The sequence below is a fragment of the Ruegeria sp. EL01 genome, from assembly GCF_900313035.1.
GTDB lineage: Bacteria > Pseudomonadota > Alphaproteobacteria > Rhodobacterales > Rhodobacteraceae > Ruegeria.
In genome coordinates, this window is the sequence record NZ_OMPS01000031.1 from 1 (window position 1) to 21,878 (window position 21,878).

General features: G+C 54.3%; 13 protein-coding genes and 8 pseudogenes. 9 read left to right on the forward strand and 12 right to left on the reverse strand.

Going from position 1 to position 21,878, the window contains the following annotated elements; genetic code table 11:
• Positions 1–324: pseudogene (locus D9K61_RS12080) on the reverse strand (IS21 family transposase); the annotation flags it as partial.
• A gap of 247 nt (positions 325–571) precedes the next feature.
• Here D9K61_RS12080 and D9K61_RS12085 point away from each other — a divergent pair.
• The 3 genes and pseudogenes from D9K61_RS12085 to D9K61_RS12095 form a co-directional block, all read left to right on the forward strand.
• Positions 572–1,097 (forward strand): annotated as a pseudogene (locus tag D9K61_RS12085) (IS5 family transposase); the annotation flags it as partial.
• A 102-nt stretch (positions 1,098–1,199) separates the two neighbouring features.
• Positions 1,200–2,231: an IS110 family transposase gene (locus D9K61_RS12090; RefSeq protein ID WP_120633512.1), complete on the forward strand. Its 1,032-nt coding sequence runs from the start codon at positions 1,200–1,202 to the stop codon at positions 2,229–2,231.
• 429 nt (positions 2,232–2,660) lie between these two features.
• Positions 2,661–5,177, forward strand: coding sequence for a PAS domain-containing hybrid sensor histidine kinase/response regulator (locus D9K61_RS12095; RefSeq protein WP_120633502.1), 2,517 nt, complete (start codon positions 2,661–2,663; stop codon positions 5,175–5,177).
• A 66-nt stretch (positions 5,178–5,243) separates the two neighbouring features.
• On the opposite strand, the pseudogene D9K61_RS12100 reads toward D9K61_RS12095, so the two are convergent.
• Together D9K61_RS12100 and D9K61_RS12110 are read right to left on the reverse strand one after the other, a co-directional pair.
• Positions 5,244–5,498, reverse strand: a pseudogene (locus tag D9K61_RS12100) (DDE-type integrase/transposase/recombinase); the annotation flags it as partial.
• A 438-nt stretch (positions 5,499–5,936) separates the two neighbouring features.
• A pseudogene (locus tag D9K61_RS12110) lies at positions 5,937–6,509 on the reverse strand (IS3 family transposase); the annotation flags it as partial.
• Between the two features lie 307 nt (positions 6,510–6,816).
• On the opposite strand from D9K61_RS12110, the pseudogene D9K61_RS12115 reads away from it, so the two are divergent.
• Positions 6,817–7,292 (forward strand): annotated as a pseudogene (locus D9K61_RS12115) (IS5 family transposase); the annotation flags it as partial.
• Positions 7,293–7,426: 134 nt separating this feature from the next.
• Here the strand turns inward: D9K61_RS12115 and D9K61_RS12120 are convergent.
• The 7 genes and pseudogenes from D9K61_RS12120 to D9K61_RS12150 form a co-directional block, all read right to left on the reverse strand.
• A pseudogene (locus D9K61_RS12120) lies at positions 7,427–7,806 on the reverse strand (M20/M25/M40 family metallo-hydrolase); the annotation flags it as partial.
• Positions 7,807–7,880: 74 nt separating this feature from the next.
• A complete protein-coding gene (locus D9K61_RS12125) occupies positions 7,881–8,330 on the reverse strand; it encodes a gamma-glutamylcyclotransferase family protein (RefSeq protein WP_120633503.1) in 450 nt (149 codons plus the stop codon).
• Positions 8,331–8,431: 101 nt separating this feature from the next.
• The gene (locus D9K61_RS12130) at positions 8,432–9,466 is read right to left on the reverse strand and encodes an ABC transporter ATP-binding protein (protein ID WP_120633504.1); all 1,035 of its coding nucleotides are present in this window, start codon (positions 9,464–9,466) and stop codon (positions 8,432–8,434) included.
• A 3-nt stretch (positions 9,467–9,469) separates the two neighbouring features.
• Complete coding sequence (locus D9K61_RS12135) at positions 9,470–10,402, reverse strand: ABC transporter permease (protein ID WP_216825793.1); 933 nt, start codon at positions 10,400–10,402, stop codon at positions 9,470–9,472.
• On the reverse strand, positions 10,395–11,366 hold the full coding sequence (locus tag D9K61_RS12140; protein ID WP_120633505.1) for an ABC transporter permease: 972 nt from the start codon (positions 11,364–11,366) through the stop codon (positions 10,395–10,397). Before D9K61_RS12140 ends, D9K61_RS12135 begins: the two co-directional genes overlap by 8 nt.
• 2 nt (positions 11,367–11,368) lie before the next feature.
• Complete coding sequence (locus tag D9K61_RS12145; protein ID WP_120633506.1) at positions 11,369–12,355, reverse strand: oligopeptide/dipeptide ABC transporter ATP-binding protein; 987 nt, start codon at positions 12,353–12,355, stop codon at positions 11,369–11,371.
• Between the two features lie 52 nt (positions 12,356–12,407).
• Complete coding sequence (locus D9K61_RS12150; protein WP_162946851.1) at positions 12,408–14,018, reverse strand: ABC transporter substrate-binding protein; 1,611 nt, start codon at positions 14,016–14,018, stop codon at positions 12,408–12,410.
• Positions 14,019–14,232: 214 nt separating this feature from the next.
• Between D9K61_RS12150 and D9K61_RS12155 the strand changes: the two genes are divergently transcribed.
• The 3 genes and pseudogenes from D9K61_RS12155 to D9K61_RS26945 form a co-directional block, all read left to right on the forward strand.
• Complete coding sequence (locus D9K61_RS12155; RefSeq protein ID WP_120633508.1) at positions 14,233–15,153, forward strand: LysR family transcriptional regulator; 921 nt, start codon at positions 14,233–14,235, stop codon at positions 15,151–15,153.
• Positions 15,154–15,511: 358 nt separating this feature from the next.
• Positions 15,512–15,601, forward strand: a pseudogene (locus tag D9K61_RS27530) (transposase); the annotation flags it as partial.
• 87 nt (positions 15,602–15,688) lie between these two features.
• Positions 15,689–16,009 (forward strand): annotated as a pseudogene (locus D9K61_RS26945) (DDE-type integrase/transposase/recombinase); the annotation flags it as partial.
• 578 nt (positions 16,010–16,587) lie between these two features.
• On the opposite strand, the gene D9K61_RS12165 reads toward D9K61_RS26945, so the two are convergent.
• Both D9K61_RS12165 and D9K61_RS12170 read right to left on the reverse strand, forming a co-directional pair.
• A complete protein-coding gene (locus D9K61_RS12165; RefSeq protein ID WP_120633509.1) occupies positions 16,588–18,498 on the reverse strand; it encodes a multiheme c-type cytochrome in 1,911 nt (636 codons plus the stop codon).
• A gap of 260 nt (positions 18,499–18,758) precedes the next feature.
• A complete protein-coding gene (locus D9K61_RS12170; protein ID WP_120633510.1) occupies positions 18,759–19,667 on the reverse strand; it encodes a LysR family transcriptional regulator in 909 nt (302 codons plus the stop codon).
• A gap of 142 nt (positions 19,668–19,809) precedes the next feature.
• Between D9K61_RS12170 and D9K61_RS12175 the strand changes: the two genes are divergently transcribed.
• Entirely contained in the window at positions 19,810–21,549 is a 1,740-nt protein-coding gene (locus D9K61_RS12175; protein WP_120633511.1) for a sulfatase-like hydrolase/transferase, read from the forward strand.
• A gap of 109 nt (positions 21,550–21,658) precedes the next feature.
• The coding region (locus tag D9K61_RS12180; protein ID WP_174235098.1) for a transposase at positions 21,659–21,878 on the forward strand (220 nt) is incomplete at its 3' end.

Sequence of the window (21,878 nt, forward strand, 5' to 3'; positions counted from 1 at the left end):
GCCCGGCGCATGTGACAGCGGCACAAACACCTCTCGGGTCCGACGCTTCTTCTCCCGCACATAATCCGTGACAATGGTGATCCCGCCCGTGAAACCATGTTCATCCCGCAGGCGCTCATGGATACGCTTCGCCGTGTGACGCTGCTTCTTGATCCGGCTCATATCGTCCGCGAGGATCTGGTCGATGATTGCGATGAACGGATCAAGCTTGGGGCGAACTGGCGGCCCTTCACGCCGGTAACCCGGCGGAACCGAGTGCTTCAGAATCTTCGCAACGGTCTTGCGATCAATGCCAAATAGCCGCGCAGCAGCGCTATTACTCATCCCGTCAACATGGCACGCACGCCGCACCCGGTTATAAAGTTCCACTGAATACATCTCCTCACCCTCAGCTCGTTCGCCTCAGGTGTCAGACTGCGGAATTTTGCTCCGCGACGGTCAGATCATCCAACCGATTCAGTGGCCATTTTGTCTCCGGGATTCACACCGGACTGGCTGCAGAAGGAACCGATCAAAAGACCATCATGATCCCCTCTCGGGACATTGCTACGCAATGCCCTGCCGGGCAGCGGACGCAACCTACCTCAAAGCGCACCGCACGGCCTCAAGCCTGCGGTTGAAAAAAGGGGGGGCGTGGCAGACTGATCGGGCGAACAAAGGGCGGTATGAATACGAAGTTGCATGCCGTTACTGACAGCCTCGGACGCCCCATCCGCTTCTTCATATCCGCTGGGCAGGTGAGCGACTACAAAGGGGCCAAGGCTCTGGTAAACAGTCTGCCATTGGCCGACTGGCTGCTGGGAGATCGAGGCTATGACGCAGACTGGTTCCGCGAAGCCCTTAAGGACAGGGGAATAAAGCCCTGTATCCCAGGTCGAAAGTCACGCGACAAGCCTGTCCGATACGACAAGCGGCGCTACAAACGCAGAAACCGCCCCTCTCGTGACATTGCTGTGCAATGCACTGCCGGACAAGGATGCGAGATCATGTTCGGCAGGCTGAAAGATTGGAGGCGTGTTGCAACAAGATACGACCGAAGCCCGAAGGTCTTCCTCTCAGCAATCGCTCTCGCGGCGCTCGTAATTTACTGGCTATGAGATGCCGTAACGGAGCCTGCGTCACGCACCGCCGTTGCCACTTGCCAGATCTGCGCCGCACTGTCGCCATTCCCGTATTGAACCTGCATGGAGGACTACTGGATGAGACTGTATATTGGATTGGATGTATCTCTCGCCAAGACCGCGATTTGCGTGATCAGCGAGCATGGCGAGATAATCAAAGAGGCTGAGGCGACGAGCGATCCCGAGATCCTGGCCCGTTGGCTGAGCGCTTTGGCTCACGACATCGCCGCGATTGGCTTAGAGGCTGGACCTATGTCGCAGTGGCTGCATCGAGGGCTGGTTGAGTTGGGCTTAGACGCCGTACTTATGGAAACCCGCCAGGTGAAGGGTGCATTGAAGGCTATGCCAATCAAGACGGATCGGCGAGATGCCGAAGGCATTGCTCGTCTGCTCCATCTAGGCTGGTTCCGCCCTGTTCACTGTAAATCCATCTCTGCTCAGGAAACTCGCGCTGTGCTTGGCGCTCGAAGAGCCATTCAGCAGAACATGATCGCTTTGGAAATGTCGCTAAGAGGACTGCTGCGAGACTTTGGCCTCAAGGTGGGTGCCATCTCTCGCGGTAAGTTCGAGGCCCGCATCCGCGATTTGGCGGAAGGCAACCTCATGCTGGAGACCGCAACAGAACCAATGCTACGCGCCAGAGCAACGCTGCGGCAGGAGCTGGCTGCCCTTGAGAAACAAGTACGCCAGCTTGCCCAGAACGATCCGGTTTGCCACGGTTTGATGACAATGCCAGGGATCGGTGCAGTCGTCGCACCGACCTTCCGGGCAGCTGTCGATGATCCAGCTCGCTTCCGGTCTTCAAAGCGAGTCGGTCCCTGGGTTGGCCTGACGCCTTCTCGCAACCAGTCCGGTGAGCGTGATGTGTCTGGCGGCATTACCAAAGCCGGGGATGTCAATCTGAGGCGGGCATTGTGCCAGGCTGCAACCGTCATGATGAACCGCGGACGGTCGACGTGGCTGCGAACATGGGGGACTCAACTGGCGCAATGTCGAGGTCGAAAAATTGCGATGGTCGCCCTCGCGCGTCGCATCGCAGTCATTCTCCGTCGAATGTGGGTGGATGACACCGTATTCCAGCTCGACGCAGCACCGAACACCGCCTGTTAATCTATCCATTGCCTGCCTGAAAGCAGGACTTTGAGGTCCCGCAGGGACGTGGTTCCGATGATGCCGAGGTCTGGACCGTCGCTGACATCTGTCAAGCACGCCTATGAGATGGGCACATCGGAATTACATCGAACCAGCGTCATGTTGGCAGCCGTCGCGCTGACCACGAACCGAAGCATGTACCCGAAGGGTCTCAATCGAAGGCCGTGACAGCAAGCAGGGCGGACACAAACAAGGAAAAGCTACACCGCCTTGGCGGATCAACTATTCTGCGCAAAACAGCTTGACTGAGACGCCCCTGTTATCGAAGTCTGGAGCCTAGGAGTGGCCGCGTGGAGCACACGCTGGAAATACGCCTTACAAAGCGCTTCGAGACAAGTTAGAATGCAGTACTTGATGTCTCGTTGAAATCTCCGCTAGGATGAACGCTTGCCCCCCCTCCGGACTTTCCCAAATTGGAATCATTATATTCAGCTTATTCTGTCGGGTCTCGTTGTAGCTGGCGGCATTGTATTCCTGAACATCACATTTTCGAATGACTTCAGTAAACGTGAACCCGTGTGGGCGGATAGTGTGCGACAGGAACTTGCACAACTAGAAACCGAGTTCTTCAACTTTTCAGAGCATTTGAACAACGTTGTTTCTGGATCCAGCAGTGATCTGGCCGCTGTAAGAAGCCGCTTCTACACTCTCTACGGGCAAGCTACTAAACTTGAGTTGGTTTACGCTTACTGGTCATCAAAGGAAAACAATGACCATGCACAAGCGCTTGAAGCCGTACGTGCGTTTGCCGACGCAACAGCTCAATTTATCGTTGCCGATGATCTGGTGCTAGAAACGGCTTTGCCGGATTTGTTGGCTGATGCCGATGCCACACGGCCATCTGTGCATAAGTTGATAAACTCACCTGAGGATTTCATAACCTCTGTGGTATATGGAGGGCACAATGTTTTAGCCGCCACCTTCGTCAAACCTGCTATCCTTTTTATTTTGCTTGGTTTAGTTCTCGCTCTAGGGTCTTTGGTCGACTATCTACGTTACCTCAAGATTCAAAAATACGAACAACTACGTGCAGCCGAGGAAACCCTAACGCGGATAGATACCATTGTTCAGACTTCGCTTGACGGTGTAGTTGTAGCTGGTGGTGACAGCTCTATTATTGCCTTCAATACCGCCGCTGAGAGCATCTTTGGGTACAAAGCCAAGGATGTGCTAGGCAAACCGTTTGGACCTTTAATTATCCCCGGCCACCTACTTGACGCTCATTCGGCTGGCATGGAGCGCGCGCGGGCGGGCGGCGAAAGGAGGGTTATCGGCAAAGGTCGCGTCCAACTGGACGCTAAACACGCCAACGGCTGTACATTTCCTGTCGAACTCGCACTTCAAAGTGTCGAGACGGAACAAGGTACGATTTTTGTCGCGTTCTTGCGCGATATCTCAACTCGGGTAAACGCCGAAACAGAGTTGATCTTGGCCCGTGACCAAGCACTTGCTACCGCCCGTCTAAGATCTAGATTTCTCGTCACCATGAGTCACGAGATTCGTACGCCTTTGAACGGTCTTTTGGGGAATCTAGACCTTATCAAGAACACCAATCTGAATAGAAAGCAACTAAGTTACATTGAAGATATGGAAACATCCGGAGCCCTGCTGCTACAGCACGTCAGCGATGTGTTGGATCTGACTCGCTATGACTCTCGCAACTTCAAGTTGCGTGAAGTACCGCTAAGTTTGGCAGCCTTTGTACAATCGACTGTTGACAGTCAAAGTGGTGTGGCCGCCCAGAACAACACAATTGTTGAGTGGGGCTGGATAGGCTTACCACAAAACTGGGTGTTGGCGGACCCTGATGTGCTCCGGCATATCTTGATGAACCTGGTTGGAAACGCTGTAAAGTTCACACGAAATGGCCTCGTGAAGATTTCTCTACAGTTGAGTGAAATCGTTGATGGTGCCGCAAAGATCATAATTCGAATAAGTGATACGGGACAGGGTATTAAAGATGATCTGAAGCCGTTCATCTTCGATGATTTTGTCACTGGTTCCGTAGCCTACGATCGAACCGTTGGCGGCTCTGGCCTTGGTCTTGGTATTGTCCGCAGGTCCGTCAATGCGATGGGTGGCCAGATCGATGTTGAAAGCAAGCCCAATGTTGGCAGCACATTCGAAGTCCGGTTGACTCTTGTGGCAACGCAACCAGTTGCCGAGGATCCCAACGCACCGCATGATTACAAAATAGCTGAGCCTCTGCACGTTTTGATCGTCGAAGACAATGAAATTAATCGTGTTGTGACGCGTGAAATGCTAGAGACAGATGGCCATTCCACCATGGAATTGCAGGACGGTGCTTCGGCAGTCGAGCTATGTCAGAATACACAATTTGACCTGATCCTAATGGATATTAGCATGCCGGTTATGGACGGTCGCAACGCCACGCGGATCATTCGGGATGGTACGGGCGTTTGTGCACAAACACCAATCCTCGCGTTGACTGCGAATGCGCTGGCATCCGAGCAAGCGACCTTTCTTGACGCTGGCATGAATGGTGTTTTGATCAAGCCCCTTTCCCTAAGCGTCTTGCGCCAAACGTTGAACGAGTTGTTCACCAAGACAATCGGAGGTCAAGTGTTAGAGGAGAAGGTCAGCCATCATGCTGAAATGCGGAGTGTTCTGGGGGATGTAACCTTCGACCAGATGCGTGCGCTTTTTCTGGCTGAGGCTGAAGAGCTAAACTGCTGGCTTAGTTCTGGTGCGTTGCCCGCACTGGAAGACATCTCGCGACGTTGCCATCAGACAGCGGGCAGCGCTGCACTATTTGGCGCCCACTACTACCGCACTGCGTTAAACGCAATAAAAGACGCTGCAGACGCAAAGAACACAACAGAAGTCGCGTCTGGTATTGCTTCACTGGACGCAGTCTGGCGCCAAACGGAACGTGCTATCTAGAGCGCGTTCACTGGTTCTGTTGCAGAGTTTAGAAAACGACGTGCTATTCCAGCGATCGCTTGTGAGTTAGGTGGCGAGCTCGGCGAACTGCCGAAACGGACAGAGTCCGGGCGTGAGTTGGCCCTTGCGGATCATGTGCGCAACTTCGATCCCGTCTAGCGTCGCTGCTGCTGAAGCGAATGCTTTGAACCCCAGCATCGGTCGAGTGCGACGCTTGATGAAGCGGTGGTCCTGTTCCACAATATTGTTCAAGTATTTTCGCCTCACCATCTCAATTGGGATTGGGCAGCCAAAACCTTTGAGCATTTTGTTGATGGCCTTGAAACGTGCTTGCTATATGAGAGCCCCACGCTCCAAGGCGCGCACTCCAAACTGGCCTGCTTTTGCTCCGCCCCAGTGGCAGACTTTTACGCCGCCGTTGACAGCCGATCGATGTCACCCTGATCAATGCGTTTCCGGATCTCAATGTACTTTCGATTAGCGACAAAGCCTATTCCACTGTTCCGTCTTGAAACACGCAGCAGCGGTTACATTACAGCTGCCGGCAGTATTGTCCACTCGTTGTACCTCCTTCATGGGAAAGCATGCAAGCTTGCTTGCCATCCGGTATTGGCCCGCGCAGTATCCGCAAAGCTGCGCCGCAAATGGTCGCCCGAACAGATTGCGGCCTGGCTCAAACGCAACTTCAAGGGAGAGGCGCACAAACAGGTGTCGCATGAGACGATACATCGAAGCCTGTATTGAGGTGCCCCTAGTTACCTAGACGCCTGCCTCGTTCAGTTTCTGCTGTCTGATTTCGAAGTCAACGGGCGACAGCATGCCGTTGTTCGTGTGCCAGCGTTTCGGGTTGTAGAACAGCTCGATGTATTCGAAGACGTCCCGCCTCGCATCTTCTCGGGTTGGATATGTCTGGCGTCTGATCCGCTCGCGCTTCAGTAGTTGAAAGAAGCTCTCGGCAACTGCGTTGTCGTGGCATTTCCCGCGCCGACTCATGCTGGGTTCGAGGTTGTGCTGGCGCAGGAACGTCTGCCATTCCCGGCTTGTGAACTGCGAGCCTTGATCGGAATGCACTGTCACCCGGCTTTTTGGCTTACGACGCCAGACGGCCATGAGCAGGGCCTGCAACGCCAGATCGGTGGTCATGCGCGATTGCGCCGACCAACCGACAACCCGGCGTGAGAACAGATCGAGGACGATGCAGAGATACAACCAGCCTTCAAGGGTCTTGATGTGGGTGATGTCGGTCACCCAGACTTGGTCGGGTTGAGAGGTATGAAACTTCTGCTCCAGCCTGTTCTCAGCAACCACCGCGGGTTTGCCGCCATATCGGCCGGTGTCACTGTACCCTAATTAATCAGATTCTGCGGATTGGACGCATTCTCGGCGTTTTCTGTACCCTTAATTGCAACATATCCACAGGCTGTAATGCGGGTGAGAAGTCGACGCTCTTTGCTTTGTAGGGGGCGATATCTGCACGCAGGCAGTCGAAGCGGGAAAGGTTCTCCACAGATCTGACAGCCTGGCAATTAAGGGTACAGTATTGGAATTAACGGTACAATATGAAAATTAAAGGTACAAAACTCCATTGAAATCGCTAGGAATTTTCAGACGAGAATCTGATTAATTAGGGTACAGTGACACCTATCTAAAGGCACACCGCACGGCGACCAGTATGGCCTCGAAAAAGGGGAGCGTGGCCGCCTGATCGGCAGAACCAAGGGCGGCATGAATACAAAATTGCACGCCATCTGTGATAGCAAAGGGCGGCCTTTGAACCTCTTTGTCACCGCTGGCCAGGTTAGTGATTATATCGGTGCTCGAGCTCTGCTCAGCAGCATTCCAAACGTGGACTGGCTACTCGGTGATCGTGGCTATGACGCCGATTGGTTCCGAGAGGCGCTGAAAGACAAAGGGATACGCGCCTGCATCCCCGGCCGAAAGCAACGCAAAACCCCGGTAAAACACGACAAGCGCAGATACAAGCGGCGAAACCGCATCGAGATCAGGTTTGGCAGGCTCAAGGATTGGAGGCGCGTGGCAACGCGCTACGACCGTTGTCCCAAGGTCTTCCTATCAGCCATCGCACTCGCGGCTCTAGTCATTTACTGGTTATGAATCCTGACCCTTCTGTATCTCGAGTTTGCTAACTTAACCCCCGTCAGCCACCTTTGCCGAGGTTACTGACGGGGCGGTGTATGGCGTCTGAGCCTTGTGGCGTGACCACGTTTCCTAGCGAGCCAGCACCGTCTCTCTTCGGCGGTTTGGAAAATCAACACGACCCGCCCCGCAAAATTTCGCGTCTCTGCCAGATAGCGTGCCGCGCCAAGCAACATGGCCGTGTGCCCGTCTTGGATGCGTAGGTCAAACCGGTCGTTTCCTGAATTGGCAGCGCATCCATATCCGCACGCAAGCCGATCACCGGACCCGCGTGTGTGCCGTTGATCACGGCCACCACACCGGTGCGCCCAATCCCGGTAACGATCTCATCGACGCCGTATTCTCGCAGTTTTTGGGCGACCAGATCGGCGGTCAGATGCACATCAAACAGCAATTCAGGCGCGGCATGTATCTGCTGCCGGATTGCGGTCAGTTCCTGCTGATAACTCAAAATCCGCGCCGGTATTTGCATGTACTGATCCACAATTATGAAGTCGAGTTCGGCCGCCGATCACGCAAGCTTGGTACCCGATCCGACGACAGCTCTCAGGCGGATTGCGCCTGTGCAATAAGCCGTGTCATGTTCAGGACATAACTTTTCGGCAGATCAAGCTCGTCCAGACCTTTCAGGATGGGGCGTACATAGTCATCACTCGGTGCTATGATCCGCGTCAATCCGGGGATTTCATAGGTCACCGACTGGACCTCATTGCCACCCTCGTCAATCAGAGTGACGTCTTTTCGAGCCCACATGTCGTCTGCGACCGCGGCATCATCAAGCTTGTCCATGTCTTCCTTGCTCAGCTCGTACTGGATGCCATACATGACCTCGTCGGGTGCGACATCGAGTGTGCAGCCGGTCACGCCGTCCCGCCCACATGCGCCAAAGCCCATTCGGTAGCCCATCAATTTCATGATGCCCAAGGGTTTGGCCGAGGGTGCATATTTCTGCATGCCCTCCACGTCAAGAAGCGTACCATACGCAAAGTAATTCATTATTCCTTCCTTCCTTCTGTCCTATTCTATTCTTTCGAAATTCAATATTTCTGGCGCTTTGCGATCAGCGCATCGCGCAATTTCCCAGTCGCGCAAACGCGTCAGGCCAATTTCTCGAAGGTTGGCGAATGGCTACTCCATTTCTCTGGGACGGTCGCCTGTACGCGGATATCGGCGATGTCCGCGATGCGATGACAGGCCGACCGATGGCCGTCTGCGACTTCCTGCATTGGTGGATGGTTTTCGCGGCACACGTCCAGCGCGAACGGGCATCGCGGTGCGAAGCGGCACCCCTTGGGCGGATCCACCAAATCTGGCGGTGTGCCCGGAATGGCAATCGGCTCTGCGTCGCTGTTCAGATCGGGCAGCGAGTTTTTCAATCCCAATGTGTAGGGGTGAAACGGCGAATTGACGACCTGTGCGGTTGGGCCTTCTTCAACGATAACCCCGCCATACATCACGGTCATGCGGTCGCAATTTTCGATGACCAGCGCCAGATCATGAGTCACCAGCAGGATCGAGAATCCGAATTGCGCCTGCAATTCACGGATGCGGCGGAAAATCTGATCCTGAACGATCACATCCAGCGATGTGGTCGGCTCGTCCGCCAAGACGACCGATGGGTTCAGAACCAGCGCCATCGCGATAATCGCGCGCTGCCGCATCCCTCCGGAAAACTGATGTGGAAACTCGCGGAACCTTTTCGGATCAACGCCCACAAGTTCGAACAGCTGTTTCACCCTTTGCGTCGCTTCGCGCCGTGACACGTTTTCGTGGGCTTTGATGGCGTCGATGATCTGGTCCCCAACGCGGTGAACCGGGTCCAGCGCATTCAACGCGCTTTGGGTGATCAGGGACATGTCTTTCCAACGTCGCTGACGCCGTCTTTCGGGCGTGGCGGCAATCATGTCTTCACCGTCCAGACAGACCGTGCCGGACAGGATCTCAGCATTGTTGGGCAAAACGCCCATCACTGATTTCAGAAAGGTGCTTTTCCCGCAGCCGGACTCTCCGACCAGGCCGAGGTTTTCACCAGCCTCCAATGTCAGGTTGACGCCCTCAAGTGCTGCGGCAGGGCCGCGGTCTGTGCGGTAGCGAACGGAAAGGTCGGAAACCGACAATCGTGGCGTATTCATGTTCTACAGCCCCCGCAGCCGCGGATTGACCGCTTCTTCATAGGCGCGCCCGATAAAGTACACCGAACTCACCAGCACCATGATGGCAGCGCCGGGCGGAATCACCCACCAGGGCGCGCGGTACATCATCTGACTGGCAAAGGCCTGATAAATGACCGATCCCCAGCTTACCACTTTAGGATCGCTGTAGCCCAGAAACCCGATGCTGGCCTCAGTGATGATCGCCCAGGCCACTGCAAACGCGATGTTGACCAGCGCCAGAGGCAGGATGTTGGGAGCGATCTCTCGGTATATGATGGTCCAGTCACTTGCCCCCGACACACGAGCGGCCGCGATAAACGGCATCTCTTTCAGCGACAGAACCTGCGCCCGGATCACCCGTGCGGTGGAGCGCCACATGACAAGCGTCATGGCGAAAATGATGGTCCAGATGCTGCGGCCCGAGATCGACAGTACGACAATAATGAAAGGCAGGAACGGCAGCCCAAGGAACACGTCGGTGATGCGCATCAGGATCGCATCGGTCTTGCCCCCAAAATATCCCGAGATCAGGCCGATATTCACGCCAACAATGACAACGCCAAGAGCCGTCAACACACCCACCAGAATGGCCGGCCGTGCGCCCCATAGAATTTGGCTGAACACATCGCGTCCCAGCGCCGTCGTTCCGAGCCAATGATCCCACGACGGTTCGGACAGCCGGATCAGCTTGCCCGTAGCATCATAATTGCGCTCCATCGGATCGAACGGAGCGATCAGAGGGCCGATGATCGCCATCAGGACGCAAAAGGCAAATATCCAGAACGCAATCCTGCCGGACCACGTTTTATTGATCGTGCGCAAGAAATGCCGGGCAAATGCCATCGGCCCTGTTTCAAGCTGCGCTTCGGTCGTCAGATTGGCATCCGTGACGACTTCTGTTGCTAAATCAGTCATACACAATCCTTGGATCCAAAAGCCCGTAGAGAAGATCAGCCGCGAATGTTCCGAGCACGGTCAGGACGGCGATCAGGAAAAAAGCGGCCTGAACCACCGGATAGTCCGCCGTTTCGATGCCCTGGATCATCAGCAGTCCCAGCCCGGGCCATGAAAAGACGGTTTCGATCACAACCGAACCTGCCACCGCCCAGCCCAAGATCATTGGGATCGTGGTTGCCACAGGCAACATCGAATTGCGCGCAGCATGGTGAAACAGTATGCGGCGCTCCTTGAGCCCCTTCATGCGGGCCAATTCGATGAAGTCTTCGCCAATCGTACCCAACATGCTTGAGCGCATCAAAAGCAGCGGAAAACAAATCTGGTAAGCGGTGTTCACGAGAAACGGGAGTGCCAGATGATGCAGGAAATCCTTGGACCAATACATCGCAAGTGTAGGTTCCGGGAACGCGCCGGGAGTCACAATATGGCCCGCGGGAAACCAGTCCAGCCGCAAGGAAAAGACCAGAATAGCCAGCATTGCGACCCAGAATACCGGAGCCGATTGAAACGCAGTTGCTACAAACACAACGCCAAATTCAGCCTTGCCGCCGCGCCACCATGCCATCATCGCGCCGATGATCATGCCCAATCCGTAAGCGGCGATCATGGATGGCAAGATCAACATAATGGTATTCATCAGCCGCCCTTCGATCAGTTCCGCAACCGAGCGGTTGGTTCTGAACGAAACACCGAAATCGAACTGCGCATAGTTCTTGAGGTAGATCAGGAACTGTTGATGCAACGGCTTGTCCAGCCCGAATTGCTCCATCATTGCCGCTTGGGCTTTGGGATAAAGCGCGTCACTGATCACGGTCGCGGTTGGATCGCCTGGCATCAATCGGAAGAGAAAAAACATCAGCACCAGCATTGCGAGCAGTGTCAGTATCATGTGGATCAGACGAGTGAATAGGTAATTACCCATGATCAGCCCCCTCCATTTTCATTGACGAGATGACAGGCCACCTGTTGTGCACCTGTCGCCAACAATTCCGGAACCACCGTCCGACAGGCGTCAATCGCTACCGGGCAGCGGTCACGAAACAGGCAGCCTTCCTGCGGTATGATCGCATCCGGTAAGGCGCCTTTGATGTCTGCAGGCTCTCTGTCTGCGCCCGGCACGTGGCTTGGGATCGAGGCGATCAGCGCTTTGGTATAGGGATGGCGGGGGGCGTTCAGGATTGTCCTGACCGGCCCCATCTCGACAATTTTGCCCAAATACATGATTGCGACATCGTCACAAATGGTGGGGACGGTCGCCAGGTCATGTGTGATGTAGATCAGTGACAGATCACGTTCGCGGACCAGACGCCGCAACAGTCGAATGATGTCCCATTTTATCGAAACATCCAGCATCGATATCGGCTCGTCCGCCACTAGAAATTTAGGGTCCATAATGATCGCACGGGCAATGCACAGGCGCTGTCGCTGGCCGCCGCTCAGAAGATGGGGGTGTTTGTTCAGGTACAGTTCTGGCGGGTTCAAACCTACCTGTGCCATCGCGTTGAGGACGGCGGCACGGATTTTGTCGTGATCTTTCTCACCTTGATATACCAATGGCCGCGAGACGATCTGGAACACGTCATGACTGGGATTGATCGACCCATAGGGATCTTGAAACACCATTTGCATTTGTCGGTGAAAGGCAAGGCGGTCGCTGATCCGCATCTCACTCAGATCATCGTCGTTGATGCTGATGCTGCCGGCTGTGGGATCTTTCAGCCCAACCAGCATTTTTGCGGTGGTGGATTTGCCGCATCCGCTTTCGCCGACAATGCCAAGAACTTTGCCGGCATCGACCTTGAAACTTATGTCGTCCACGGCGCGGACCACCTTGTGGCGGTCTGCAGAGAACAGTGACCTCAGCCCGGTCACCACCGGATAATGTCTGACAAGATTGGTAGCTTCAATCATCGGTGGTAACCAGTCTTGGGTTGCGGGCTGAGGGTGAGTTTAGCGAGAGGGGCTACTTTGGCGGGAAGTGAAGCCGCCCGTCGTCGTCCCAGGTAAACCCGGCATCCTTCAGCATCGACCTTGCCAGATCAAGGTCGAACACCGGCGGCTCAAGGTCTGGATTGTGCCAGAAGGCATTTACCGGAACGATTGAACTGCCCGAACTTGCCGCAAGCCCACCAAAGATATCATTGATGATCGCTTCATGAGGCACCGCATGTGCCAGCGCGAGGCGTAGATCCTTGTTCCAGAACACCGGCCCCGTGACCTTGTAGCGCACTGAGTTGTAACCGTTGGATTTTGCCTCATAGAGCTTGATATTGTCCAAGCCCCGGTATTCGTCGATTGTGATCGGAACGACAGGCTGGAAAGAAGCATCAATCTCACCCTTGCGCAGGGACTGCATGACCACTTCGGCAGACCCGTATATGATGCTCAGGATGTCCGACTGTGGCTCACCAAAGTGATCCTTGCGGGCGGTCAGGTACATTTCCTGACCTTCCTTGCGATACTTCACGGAATACGGACCGCTGCCAATTGGCTGGTCATTGGCGAAATCCTGTGGCTTCTCGATGCCCAGATCCTCGACCAGTGTGCTCCAGATGTGCTGGGGCAGGATATAGATCTGACCCAATGTGTTCATCACGAACGGCGCGTAGGGTTGTGTCAGCTTAAAGCGTATCGTGTTGTCATCGACGAGGGTCACCGTATCGACCTTTTCGAGATACTTGGTGAAGTAGGCAGACTCCCACCTCTTCATGTACGCGAACGAGAACTTCACATCTTCGGGAGTGACCGGTTCACCATCCGAAAACGTATGATCCGTGCGCAGCTTGACATCGACGGTCAAATCATCGAGCACGTCGATTGACGTGGCAAGCCACATACGAGGAGAGCCATCCGGTGCCAGTACGACCAGCTTGTCGTAAATCAGAGCAAGATTGGTCAGGTCCTCGTTTGTGCTGGCGACAAGCGGATTCAACGTGGTGTAATCCACTGTCCACCCGATCCGCACCGCGCCCCCATGCTTGGATTTCATCCGCATGATGTTCGCGTTCGCACGGATCCCTTCGGGCGATGCTTCAAATCCGTCGATTTCCATGTTGTCGCTGTTGATCGCGTGCGTGCTGATTGCAAAAGATACGATCGCTTCGGGCGGATCGTTGTAAAGCTCCTCTAGAAGCGCATAGATCACTTTGCGGCGTTCTTCGGGATCGTAAATTCCCAATTGCTGTTCGCCCAGCTTATCCACCATGGGATTGCTGTATTCACCCACGTTCCAGTTGCCCGGCGCAGAGTTTGCGGAGTTGAACTGGGAATTGGTGAAGAAGTCCGGCTCAAGCCGCAGTGGGTTCCCCGAGAGCGACGACAATACAGCGTCGAATTTATGCTCCTTGAACCAAAGTGACAGCATCGGGTTGGGAAAGGCCACGGGGTTGATGTTGACTTTCAGCCCAAGCTTTTCCCACTGCTCGGCCACATAATTCGAGGTCTCTGCATAGTGAGAGTATTTGGCCGCTGGCCAGGTTAAGAAATCGACCTCCGGTACCATTTCGCCTTGTTGCGCCAGGGCACTGACAGGCATTGCCAGTACCGCCGCTGCGCCTAATAAATTCCGAAACATCATGCATCCTCCCAGATGTGAAAGTTGAAGCAGGCTCTGCCCGTGCAATGACGTTGTCCACAACGCGCTTATCTGGAGTAGAAAAATACGATTTTCCAGAGCATGTGAGTTGCCCGCCACCAATTTGTCCTTGTAGTGTGAATAAAATATTGAAGTTGTAAAATGAAGAATTCGCCTACCAATCAGTCCGAAATGGAATGAATAAGATGGCCCCATGAGACGTACATTACCGCCAACCAGCTCGCTGGCCTGTTTCGAATCCACGGTTAGATTGGGCAGCGTTACCTTGGCAGCCGAAGAGCTGAACCTGACGCAAAGCGCTGTAAGCAAACGCCTTTCGAGCCTCGAAGAGTTGTTGGGTCGCAAGCTGTTTACGCGCGGGCAACGCACACTGACAACGACACCAGCCGCCCGGGAATACGCCAAGGAAGTCAGTGAGGTGATCAATCGGCTCGAAATCTCCACGGCCCGCCTGATTTCACAGGGTCGTCACGGGGGGGTGCTGACGATTGCCATTCTGCCAACTTTCGGAACAAGGTGGTTGGTGCCCCGTCTGAGCGAATTCTTGTCTGAAAACCCTCTCACCGAACTCAACCTAATCTCAAAAATCAGCCCCTTCGAATTCGAAGATGAGGTGACTGATGTGGCCATCCATTTTGGCCTGCCCGATTGGGACAAGGCCCATTGCGAATACCTGATGGACGAAGCTGTCGTCGCGGTCTGCACACCTTCCTTGTTTGCAGAAGGTCAGTCAGCGATGGATGTAAACGAAATCAGTTCGCATACATTAATCCAGCATACGACACGCCCCTATCTTTGGAACGATTGGTTGAAGAGTTGCGGTAGCCGGCCAATCGGAGCGACTGTGGGCCCACGTTTTGAATTCTATGCCCATGTGATCGAAGCGGCCTTGGCTGGTATCGGCGTGGCTGTCCTGCCAGAGTTCCTGATCCAAAACGAGCTTGAGCGAGGCATGCTGAAGCTTGCTCATGAAAACCGTTTGGTTTGCAAAGAACGATATTATGCGGTTTATCCTGCAAAGAACTCGCACAATTCCAACGTTGTGGATTTCGTAAATTGGCTAAAAGTCAAATGCGCTGAGCAGACGCAACATTCTCAGAGCCGAGAAGTATGATCAGCAGCCATGTCGAACAGTCAGTGGATTGCTTTTTTGAAATTAGGTGTCTGTCTACCGCCTACCTACACGCGCGGATTTAGTCGGTTTGATATGACCTGAACTTCGACCATTCCTATATTCATTGGCGTGAACTTCAGGCCGGCAATTTGATCGCAGCCAATGCTCTAATTTGCATCGGCTGCTCAAATAACCGCTAAACTGTCAGTGACAAACCTTCTTAGATCTCACGCCGTATTGCCAAGTTGTTCGGGTGTCACTGTGCCCTTAATGTAAGCGTCCGGTCTGCCTCCACTGACGCGGCATAGAGTGTGTTGATAAGTGTCCACCATTGATAGTGGACATCTTGAGGGCAGATATGGCGGGCAAGAAGGGTCAGAAGAAGCGGTTCTGGTCGGATGAGGAGAAGGTGTCGATCTGCGCGCAAACCTGCGCGCCGGGTGTTTCGGTAGCACAGGTTGCGCGGCGGTACACGATGAACACCAACCCGATCCACAAATGGCTACGTGATCCCAAGTTTGCGCCTGACCCTGCTTTGTCCAACAATGGCATCCCGAAGCGGATCACCATTGATAAAAGCAGAAGCAACGCGGCCGGTATCAAAGAGGTCAACAAGATCTTCAAGCGGCTGCGGATACCTGTGAAGATCGACACCGTCAGATCAAAGTATCTCAACAACATGATTGAACAGGATCACCGKTTCATCAAAMGSCTCACGMGACCGATGYTSGGTTTYAARAGCTTTGCCWCAGCKGCAGCGACRCTTACGGGAATCGAAACCGCCAACATGATCCGCAAGGGGCAGCTTGGACCGCTGAAGTGTGGTTTTCGTCAGTTTGCTGAGCTCGCAAGATAACTCCGTCCAGGCAATCGCTCGCTCTGATCCAAGAAAAATTTGCGACAGAGCCATCAGCAGTTCATGCGTCGATCAAGGAAGAGTTTTTCAACAAAATAAGCCCAACTTGTACCTTGGATTTTCTCGCTGCGCGCGCTCGCAGCACAAAAAATGCCGCACAACCGTGAATATCTCACTTACAACGCGGCGAAGATAGCAGCTGTTCGCGCTAGTCGCGGTAAGAATGAAGCCGGCATTTCGCAGATTGCGGCCAAAACCGACCTAGGTTGGAAGCGAACCAATGGCGGTGTGTTTGGTCTCTGCTGACTGCCGAATCAAACCCAACCCTCTACTTGCGTGGGCACATCATCCAGTGACCCAACCGGCTCTTGTTTCGGCAAGCAGTAGACCGGTGTTTGCGATATAGTCGGGGCCACAAGATGCGCATCACATCGCTATCTTCCAAACCGTTGAGAATGGCAATGATGTCTGAGGGCGGTGGGCGTATGAGACTATCGGGTCGACAAAGAACAGGCCAGCCATGCGCCAGATTTCAATCTAAATCAACCAATTAGAGCCACTCAGTCGCCAATCTCTAGTTAGTTCAAATCGGAACGCATCAAGTTCAGTTCCACGCTGTTAGGGTTGATCTCAATTGCACGATCTACGGTTGCCCGAGCAGCAGCATTATTGCCCATTGCATGGTGGATGCGACCCATCATTATCCAAGCTTGGGTGAGTTGCGGGTCAAGCTCTGTTGCTTCGCCAAAGGCCCGAAGTGCGGCATCCATCCGGCGCGTGGTCAGAGCAATGCCCGCAAGGACGATCTGCGTTTCAGGAAAGTCGGCCTTATGCACCAACGCCTCTTGCCATTCGCGCATTGCGTTGTTCAGGTTTTGAGTCTGTTGGTCGGGCATACGTTCGGTTGGCACGCCCAACAACGCGCGGGCCGCAGAGATCCGTACGGACTTTACCGGATCGGACAACATCTCTCCGAGACGCTCAGACTTCTCGGTATCAGATGCGCCACGTTGAAGGCTTGTTGCCGCGGCGCGCACCATCGGATCAGGGTCTTGAAGCAGTGGTTCCAACCGCGTAGCCAATGCCGGGGACGCAGTGCTGGCCAGCATTTCCAGGGCAGTTGCGCGCGCGATAGCCGGCAACGCATCATACTCGGCCAGATCGGCCAATGCGGTTATTGAGCCGGATAAGTTATTGCGAGCTTGGGCCATGACCTGGCCAAAGTGTTGACGTCTGTTCTGACTGTCAGGATACCAAGTCTCGATAGCTTTGGCAGCCCAGCCGGGCGTTACGTCGACGTGGCAATCGGTGCAGGCATCGGGTGCACGTGTTTGGGCAGAAAGATCAGGGCGTGGGATGCGGAATGTATGGTCTCGACGCCCATCTACGCCCATATAGTTCCGCTCGATCATGTGACAACTTTTGCATTGTGCACCTTCAGTTTCGACAGGGTGAAAGTGGTGTGCAGGGCTGTCATAGTCTTTCAATGAAAGCGTAGGAAAATCCGCGTTTCCTGCCTGCGAATGGCATTGCGTGCACAGCCCATTGCCCTCGGCACGCCGCTCTGCGGTATGGGGATCGTGGCAATTGTTGCATGTCACGCCCTTGGCATACATCTTCGATTGCAGGAAAGAGCCGTAGACATAAACCTCATCCAGAATCTGACCGTCCGCGTGATAGGTGCCGTCGCGCAGCGTGCTCAACTGGTAGGCATCGTGAAAGGGCGTTCCGGGCAGCGGATTTCCGTCCTCAAAAGGTTCACGGCGCGCATGGCAGGTTGAGCATTGCTGCAGGTAGGTTTCGCCCCCTAAGGACATATCGATGGTAAGTCCGGCGTCCGACAATCCCGCCCAGGGGCGTCGTGTCGTCTCGGGCTGTTCCGCCCAAGCAAGATGCGCCTCGCCAGGCCCGTGACAAGCTTCACAACCGACACCAATCTCAGCCTGAGTGCTGGCATAGCTGCGATCTATCGGCGAATAGTTCTTGTTGAAATCCGTGGCGTGGCATTCGGCGCAGCGTGCGTTCCAATTCTTGTATGGACCGGTCCAATGCAGACCGTCGCCCGCAAATAGCTCATGATCTGGGTAGAGATGATACCAATGCTCTTGCTCGGTATCCCAGACCACATCGAAGGACTGCAATCTGCCCTCTTCGGTCTCTAGCAGGTATTGCTGCAATGGCTCGGCGCCCACTACGCTGTGGACCGGATAACGGGTCATGCGTCCGGTCGGGCCATCCGTCTCAATCATGTGGGTGTCGCCATCGCGGTAAAACCGCGAAGTGATCCCATTATGGGTAAAGGTCGCGTCGTTAAAGTCACCGAGAATGTGTTGATCTGTAGGGGGCGTCCATGCCTTGGCATGGTGCGAGTTTTGCCAAGCTTCCATCGCGTTTGTGTGGCAACCGGTACAGTTGGCTGAGCCGACGTACCTGGGTATCGCTGCCTCTTGCGCGACAACCCAGACGGTCGAAGCAAAAAGCAGCGTCACGGCATAGCAGGAAGTAGCAAAACTGGTTTTCAATATGCAGTGCCTTTGTTTGATTCTGGCGGTCGCCACCACCTACTTGGTCTTTGGATGCCAATCACAGGTTCGGATCAGGCGAGATAAAAGGCAAAGTCGCGATAATGGTTGTGCACTCTGAACTATCCCAGTTCGGTCAATCCCGTAACGATTGAACTTCGCTTGAACAACCCCAAGTTCTGCTGCACCATCGCCAGTCGCGGCAAGAGGGCATCGTCAAGACAGGATTACGTCATTCCAAACTGAGCGCAAAGTTGACCCCAAAACAGGTCCAATGCCGGAAAGCTGGTGTCTTTGCGACGTGCGGCGCAAATGTTCCACGTCAACGTTTCTGTCGTTTGAATTTCCATCAATAACCCCAAATCCTGATGTTGTGCAAAGTCTTCGCGCATACCGCCGCACACAAGATCAACTCGGCACGCTAATTCTGTCATGAGCGCAAAATCGTCGCATTCGACTTGCGGCAGGTTATTTGTGATCTTCCAGGCCTCTTCAGTACCGCCAAGGACATTGGCAATCGCTGCCCGCCAATGCCGGTGGAGGTGCGCTGTAATAAAACGGTCGCGAAAAACATCGGCAACGCCCACCTTTGGAACCTGATGCAGAGGGTGAGCAGGCCTTGCCCAGAAGGAAACCGGCCTTTTTTGCAGGACCTGAAGGTCCAGATCACTCAAATCCGGGGTATGCGTCAGGTCACATACAGCAACATCCAACTGGCCGCTGCGAAGCGCTTCCAACGGTTCTTTTGTGGCGCGAACCAGAACACGAGCCCTTAGATCCGGCTGTTCTGTTAGCAGTTGAGCAAGAAGAGGGGCAATGACCGTACGAGTGACCAAAGGGCCGCACCCAATGTTGAGAATGGCCGGACCACTATTCCGCAGTCGTTCCACACCCGTTTCGAAACGGGTGCTGGCAACTAGAAGAGCGTCCAGCATTGTCAGAAACTCATGCCCGGCAGGTGTCGGTGATGTGCCCTTAGCGTGACGTTCGAATAGCGCATGACCTGCATATGTCTCTGCCTGACTGATATAGCGAGAGAAACTTGCAGGCGAAGTACCTATCGCATCCGCCGCAGCGCGAAAGTTCCTGTGTCGCGCCAAAGCACGGACTGCAGCGGCAACTTTTGTATCGATCATTTGGCTCACATTTCATTTTCTGTAATGCGCGTACCAGAAAGTGGAATGCCTGTCCTGCACTATCGCTAAGTATGACCACACATGCAAAGACAACCTGACAGGGAATTTCGCCCGAAGTTCAAAAAGTTCACGGAGGACCAGCATGGTTCAAGTTAAAACCGCATGTGCTTTTCTTAGCGCCTGCGCAATGTCCGCGACCGTAGCGTTTGCGCAGGCAGATGACCGACCCAATATCCTTATTCTAATTGCGGATGATATGGGGTTTTCAGATGTGGGATCGTTCGGCAGTGAAATTGACACACCGGCGATTGATCAGTTGGCCCAGGAAGGCATGTTGTTCACGAATTTCCATGTCGGCGCATCTTGCTCGCCAACCCGCACGATGCTGATCAGCGGCGTCGACAATCACCTTGCCGGATTGGGGAACATGGCCGAGATCCAGGCCGACAATCAATTTGGTAAACCAGGTTACGAGGGGCACCTGAACGACAAGGTCGTGGCCCTTCCCCGGCTGCTGCGAGACGCGGGTTATAACACTTACATGACGGGCAAATGGCATCTGGGGCATGAGCCCGGAACCATTGCTTATGACAGAGGGTTTCAGAAATCCTTTATGCTGGCAGAAAGCGGAGCGGATAACTGGGTAGAGCAGCCCTACGCCCCTTTTTATAGTCGTGTGCATTATTACGAAGATGAGCAACTCGTCGATCTGCCGGTTGATGAAAACTATTTCTCGTCCAACTTCTACACCGACCGCATGATCCAATACATTGACGAGAGCCTGGAGGACGGCAAACCGTTCCTGGCGTGGGTCGGGTATCAGGCGGTGCACTATCCGCATCAGGCACCCAAGGAATTCATCGACAAGTACAACGGTGTCTATGATGACGGCTTTGAAAAGTTGCGCGTATCACGTCTGCAAAAGCAAAAGGAGATGGGGCTGGTGTCCCCGGATGTGGAGCTTGACCCAGACTTTGCCAAGACATCCTATGAACCGTGGCAAATGCCGGATTGGGAAAGCCTGAGCGAGGAAGAGCGGGCGTTCAATGTGCGCCGGATGCAGACCTACGCAGGTATGCTTGACAATATGGATGCGAATATCTCGAGAATTCTGGATTATCTCGATGAAAAAGGCATCGCTGACAACACACTTGTCATCTTCATGGCAGATAACGGCCCCGATCCCAACCAACTGCCGCTGTCAGAAGCCTACCGTGACTGGTACAAAGCAAACTATGACAAGGTCTATATGGAGGACTTTGCAGGCGATTACTCCGATATGGGCCAAAAGGGTGTCTATGCGGACTACGGACCCGGTTGGGCGGCGGCCTCGGCAGTGCCAGGCAGCTACTACAAAACCTTCTCAACAGAAGGCGGGTTGCGTGTGCCATTCATCGTTCGCTTCCCCGGCACGGTCGAGCCGGGCGCCCAGATGGACAAGTTCGCCTATGTGCGTGACGTTGTGCCGACATTGCTGGAACTGGCGGGTGTTGATGTACCCGAAGGTACTTACGACGGACGCGAGATATTTTCGCCTGACGGGATCAGCATGCTTCCGGTTCTTCAGGGCAAGATCGATACGGTTCGCACCGAAGAACACCCGGTCGGATATGAGCTTGCGGGGTCCTCGGCCGTATTCGAAGGGCGCTGGAAACTGGTGCAGAATCTGGAGCCTAAAGGCACCGGCGCATGGGAGTTGTATGACATTGAAGCAGACCCATCAGAGCTGCACGATCTTGCTGCCGAAAGCCCCGAGCGGGTGGCTGAGATGCGGGCATTCTATGACCAATGGGCTGACGACGTGAATCTCGTCCCCGTGCCTGAAGGTTACAACCCTCTTGAGCAAACAGTGATAAACGCCAAGAGAAACGGCGGACACTAATCGCGCGGAACTTACAACCCAGCGGTGATATGTTGGCACTGCTGGGGGCTTTGTTGCACAAATGGGGCGAGGGATTCCCTGTTTGAATCCAGTGGGGTAGCAACGGTGCATGAGCAGTTGGTCCCCTACGAAGTACAAGACCAGGAACTGGCCTTCGTACAACACAGCGTTGAAGCAGCGCGGTTCGCTATCGATCTGGCTTGATCCTGAGATGGAATGGTACGCTTCGTCGACCGGCAAGCGCGGTCGTCAGCGCGAGTTTAGCGACGCGGCAATCCAGGTTTGCCTCACGATGAAGGTGCTATTCGGCATGCCCCTTCGCCAGACGA

What these genes read in the sequence shown, in the direction of transcription:
- D9K61_RS12175 (WP_120633511.1), top strand. Translation starts at nt 19,810, where the DNA reads ATGGTTCAAGTTAAAACCGCATGTGCTTTTCTTAGCGCCTGCGCAATG.
- D9K61_RS12135 (WP_216825793.1), bottom strand. Translation starts at nt 10,402, where the DNA reads ATGACTGATTTAGCAACAGAAGTCGTCACGGATGCCAATCTGACGACC.
- D9K61_RS12090 (WP_120633512.1), top strand. Translation starts at nt 1,200, where the DNA reads ATGAGACTGTATATTGGATTGGATGTATCTCTCGCCAAGACCGCGATT.
- D9K61_RS12170 (WP_120633510.1), bottom strand. Translation starts at nt 19,667, where the DNA reads ATGATCGATACAAAAGTTGCCGCTGCAGTCCGTGCTTTGGCGCGACAC.
- D9K61_RS12140 (WP_120633505.1), bottom strand. Translation starts at nt 11,366, where the DNA reads ATGGGTAATTACCTATTCACTCGTCTGATCCACATGATACTGACACTG.
- D9K61_RS12145 (WP_120633506.1), bottom strand. Translation starts at nt 12,355, where the DNA reads ATGATTGAAGCTACCAATCTTGTCAGACATTATCCGGTGGTGACCGGG.
- D9K61_RS12125 (WP_120633503.1), bottom strand. Translation starts at nt 8,330, where the DNA reads ATGAATTACTTTGCGTATGGTACGCTTCTTGACGTGGAGGGCATGCAG.
- D9K61_RS12130 (WP_120633504.1), bottom strand. Translation starts at nt 9,466, where the DNA reads ATGAATACGCCACGATTGTCGGTTTCCGACCTTTCCGTTCGCTACCGC.
- D9K61_RS12155 (WP_120633508.1), top strand. Translation starts at nt 14,233, where the DNA reads ATGAGACGTACATTACCGCCAACCAGCTCGCTGGCCTGTTTCGAATCC.
- D9K61_RS12150 (WP_162946851.1), bottom strand. Translation starts at nt 14,018, where the DNA reads ATGTTTCGGAATTTATTAGGCGCAGCGGCGGTACTGGCAATGCCTGTC.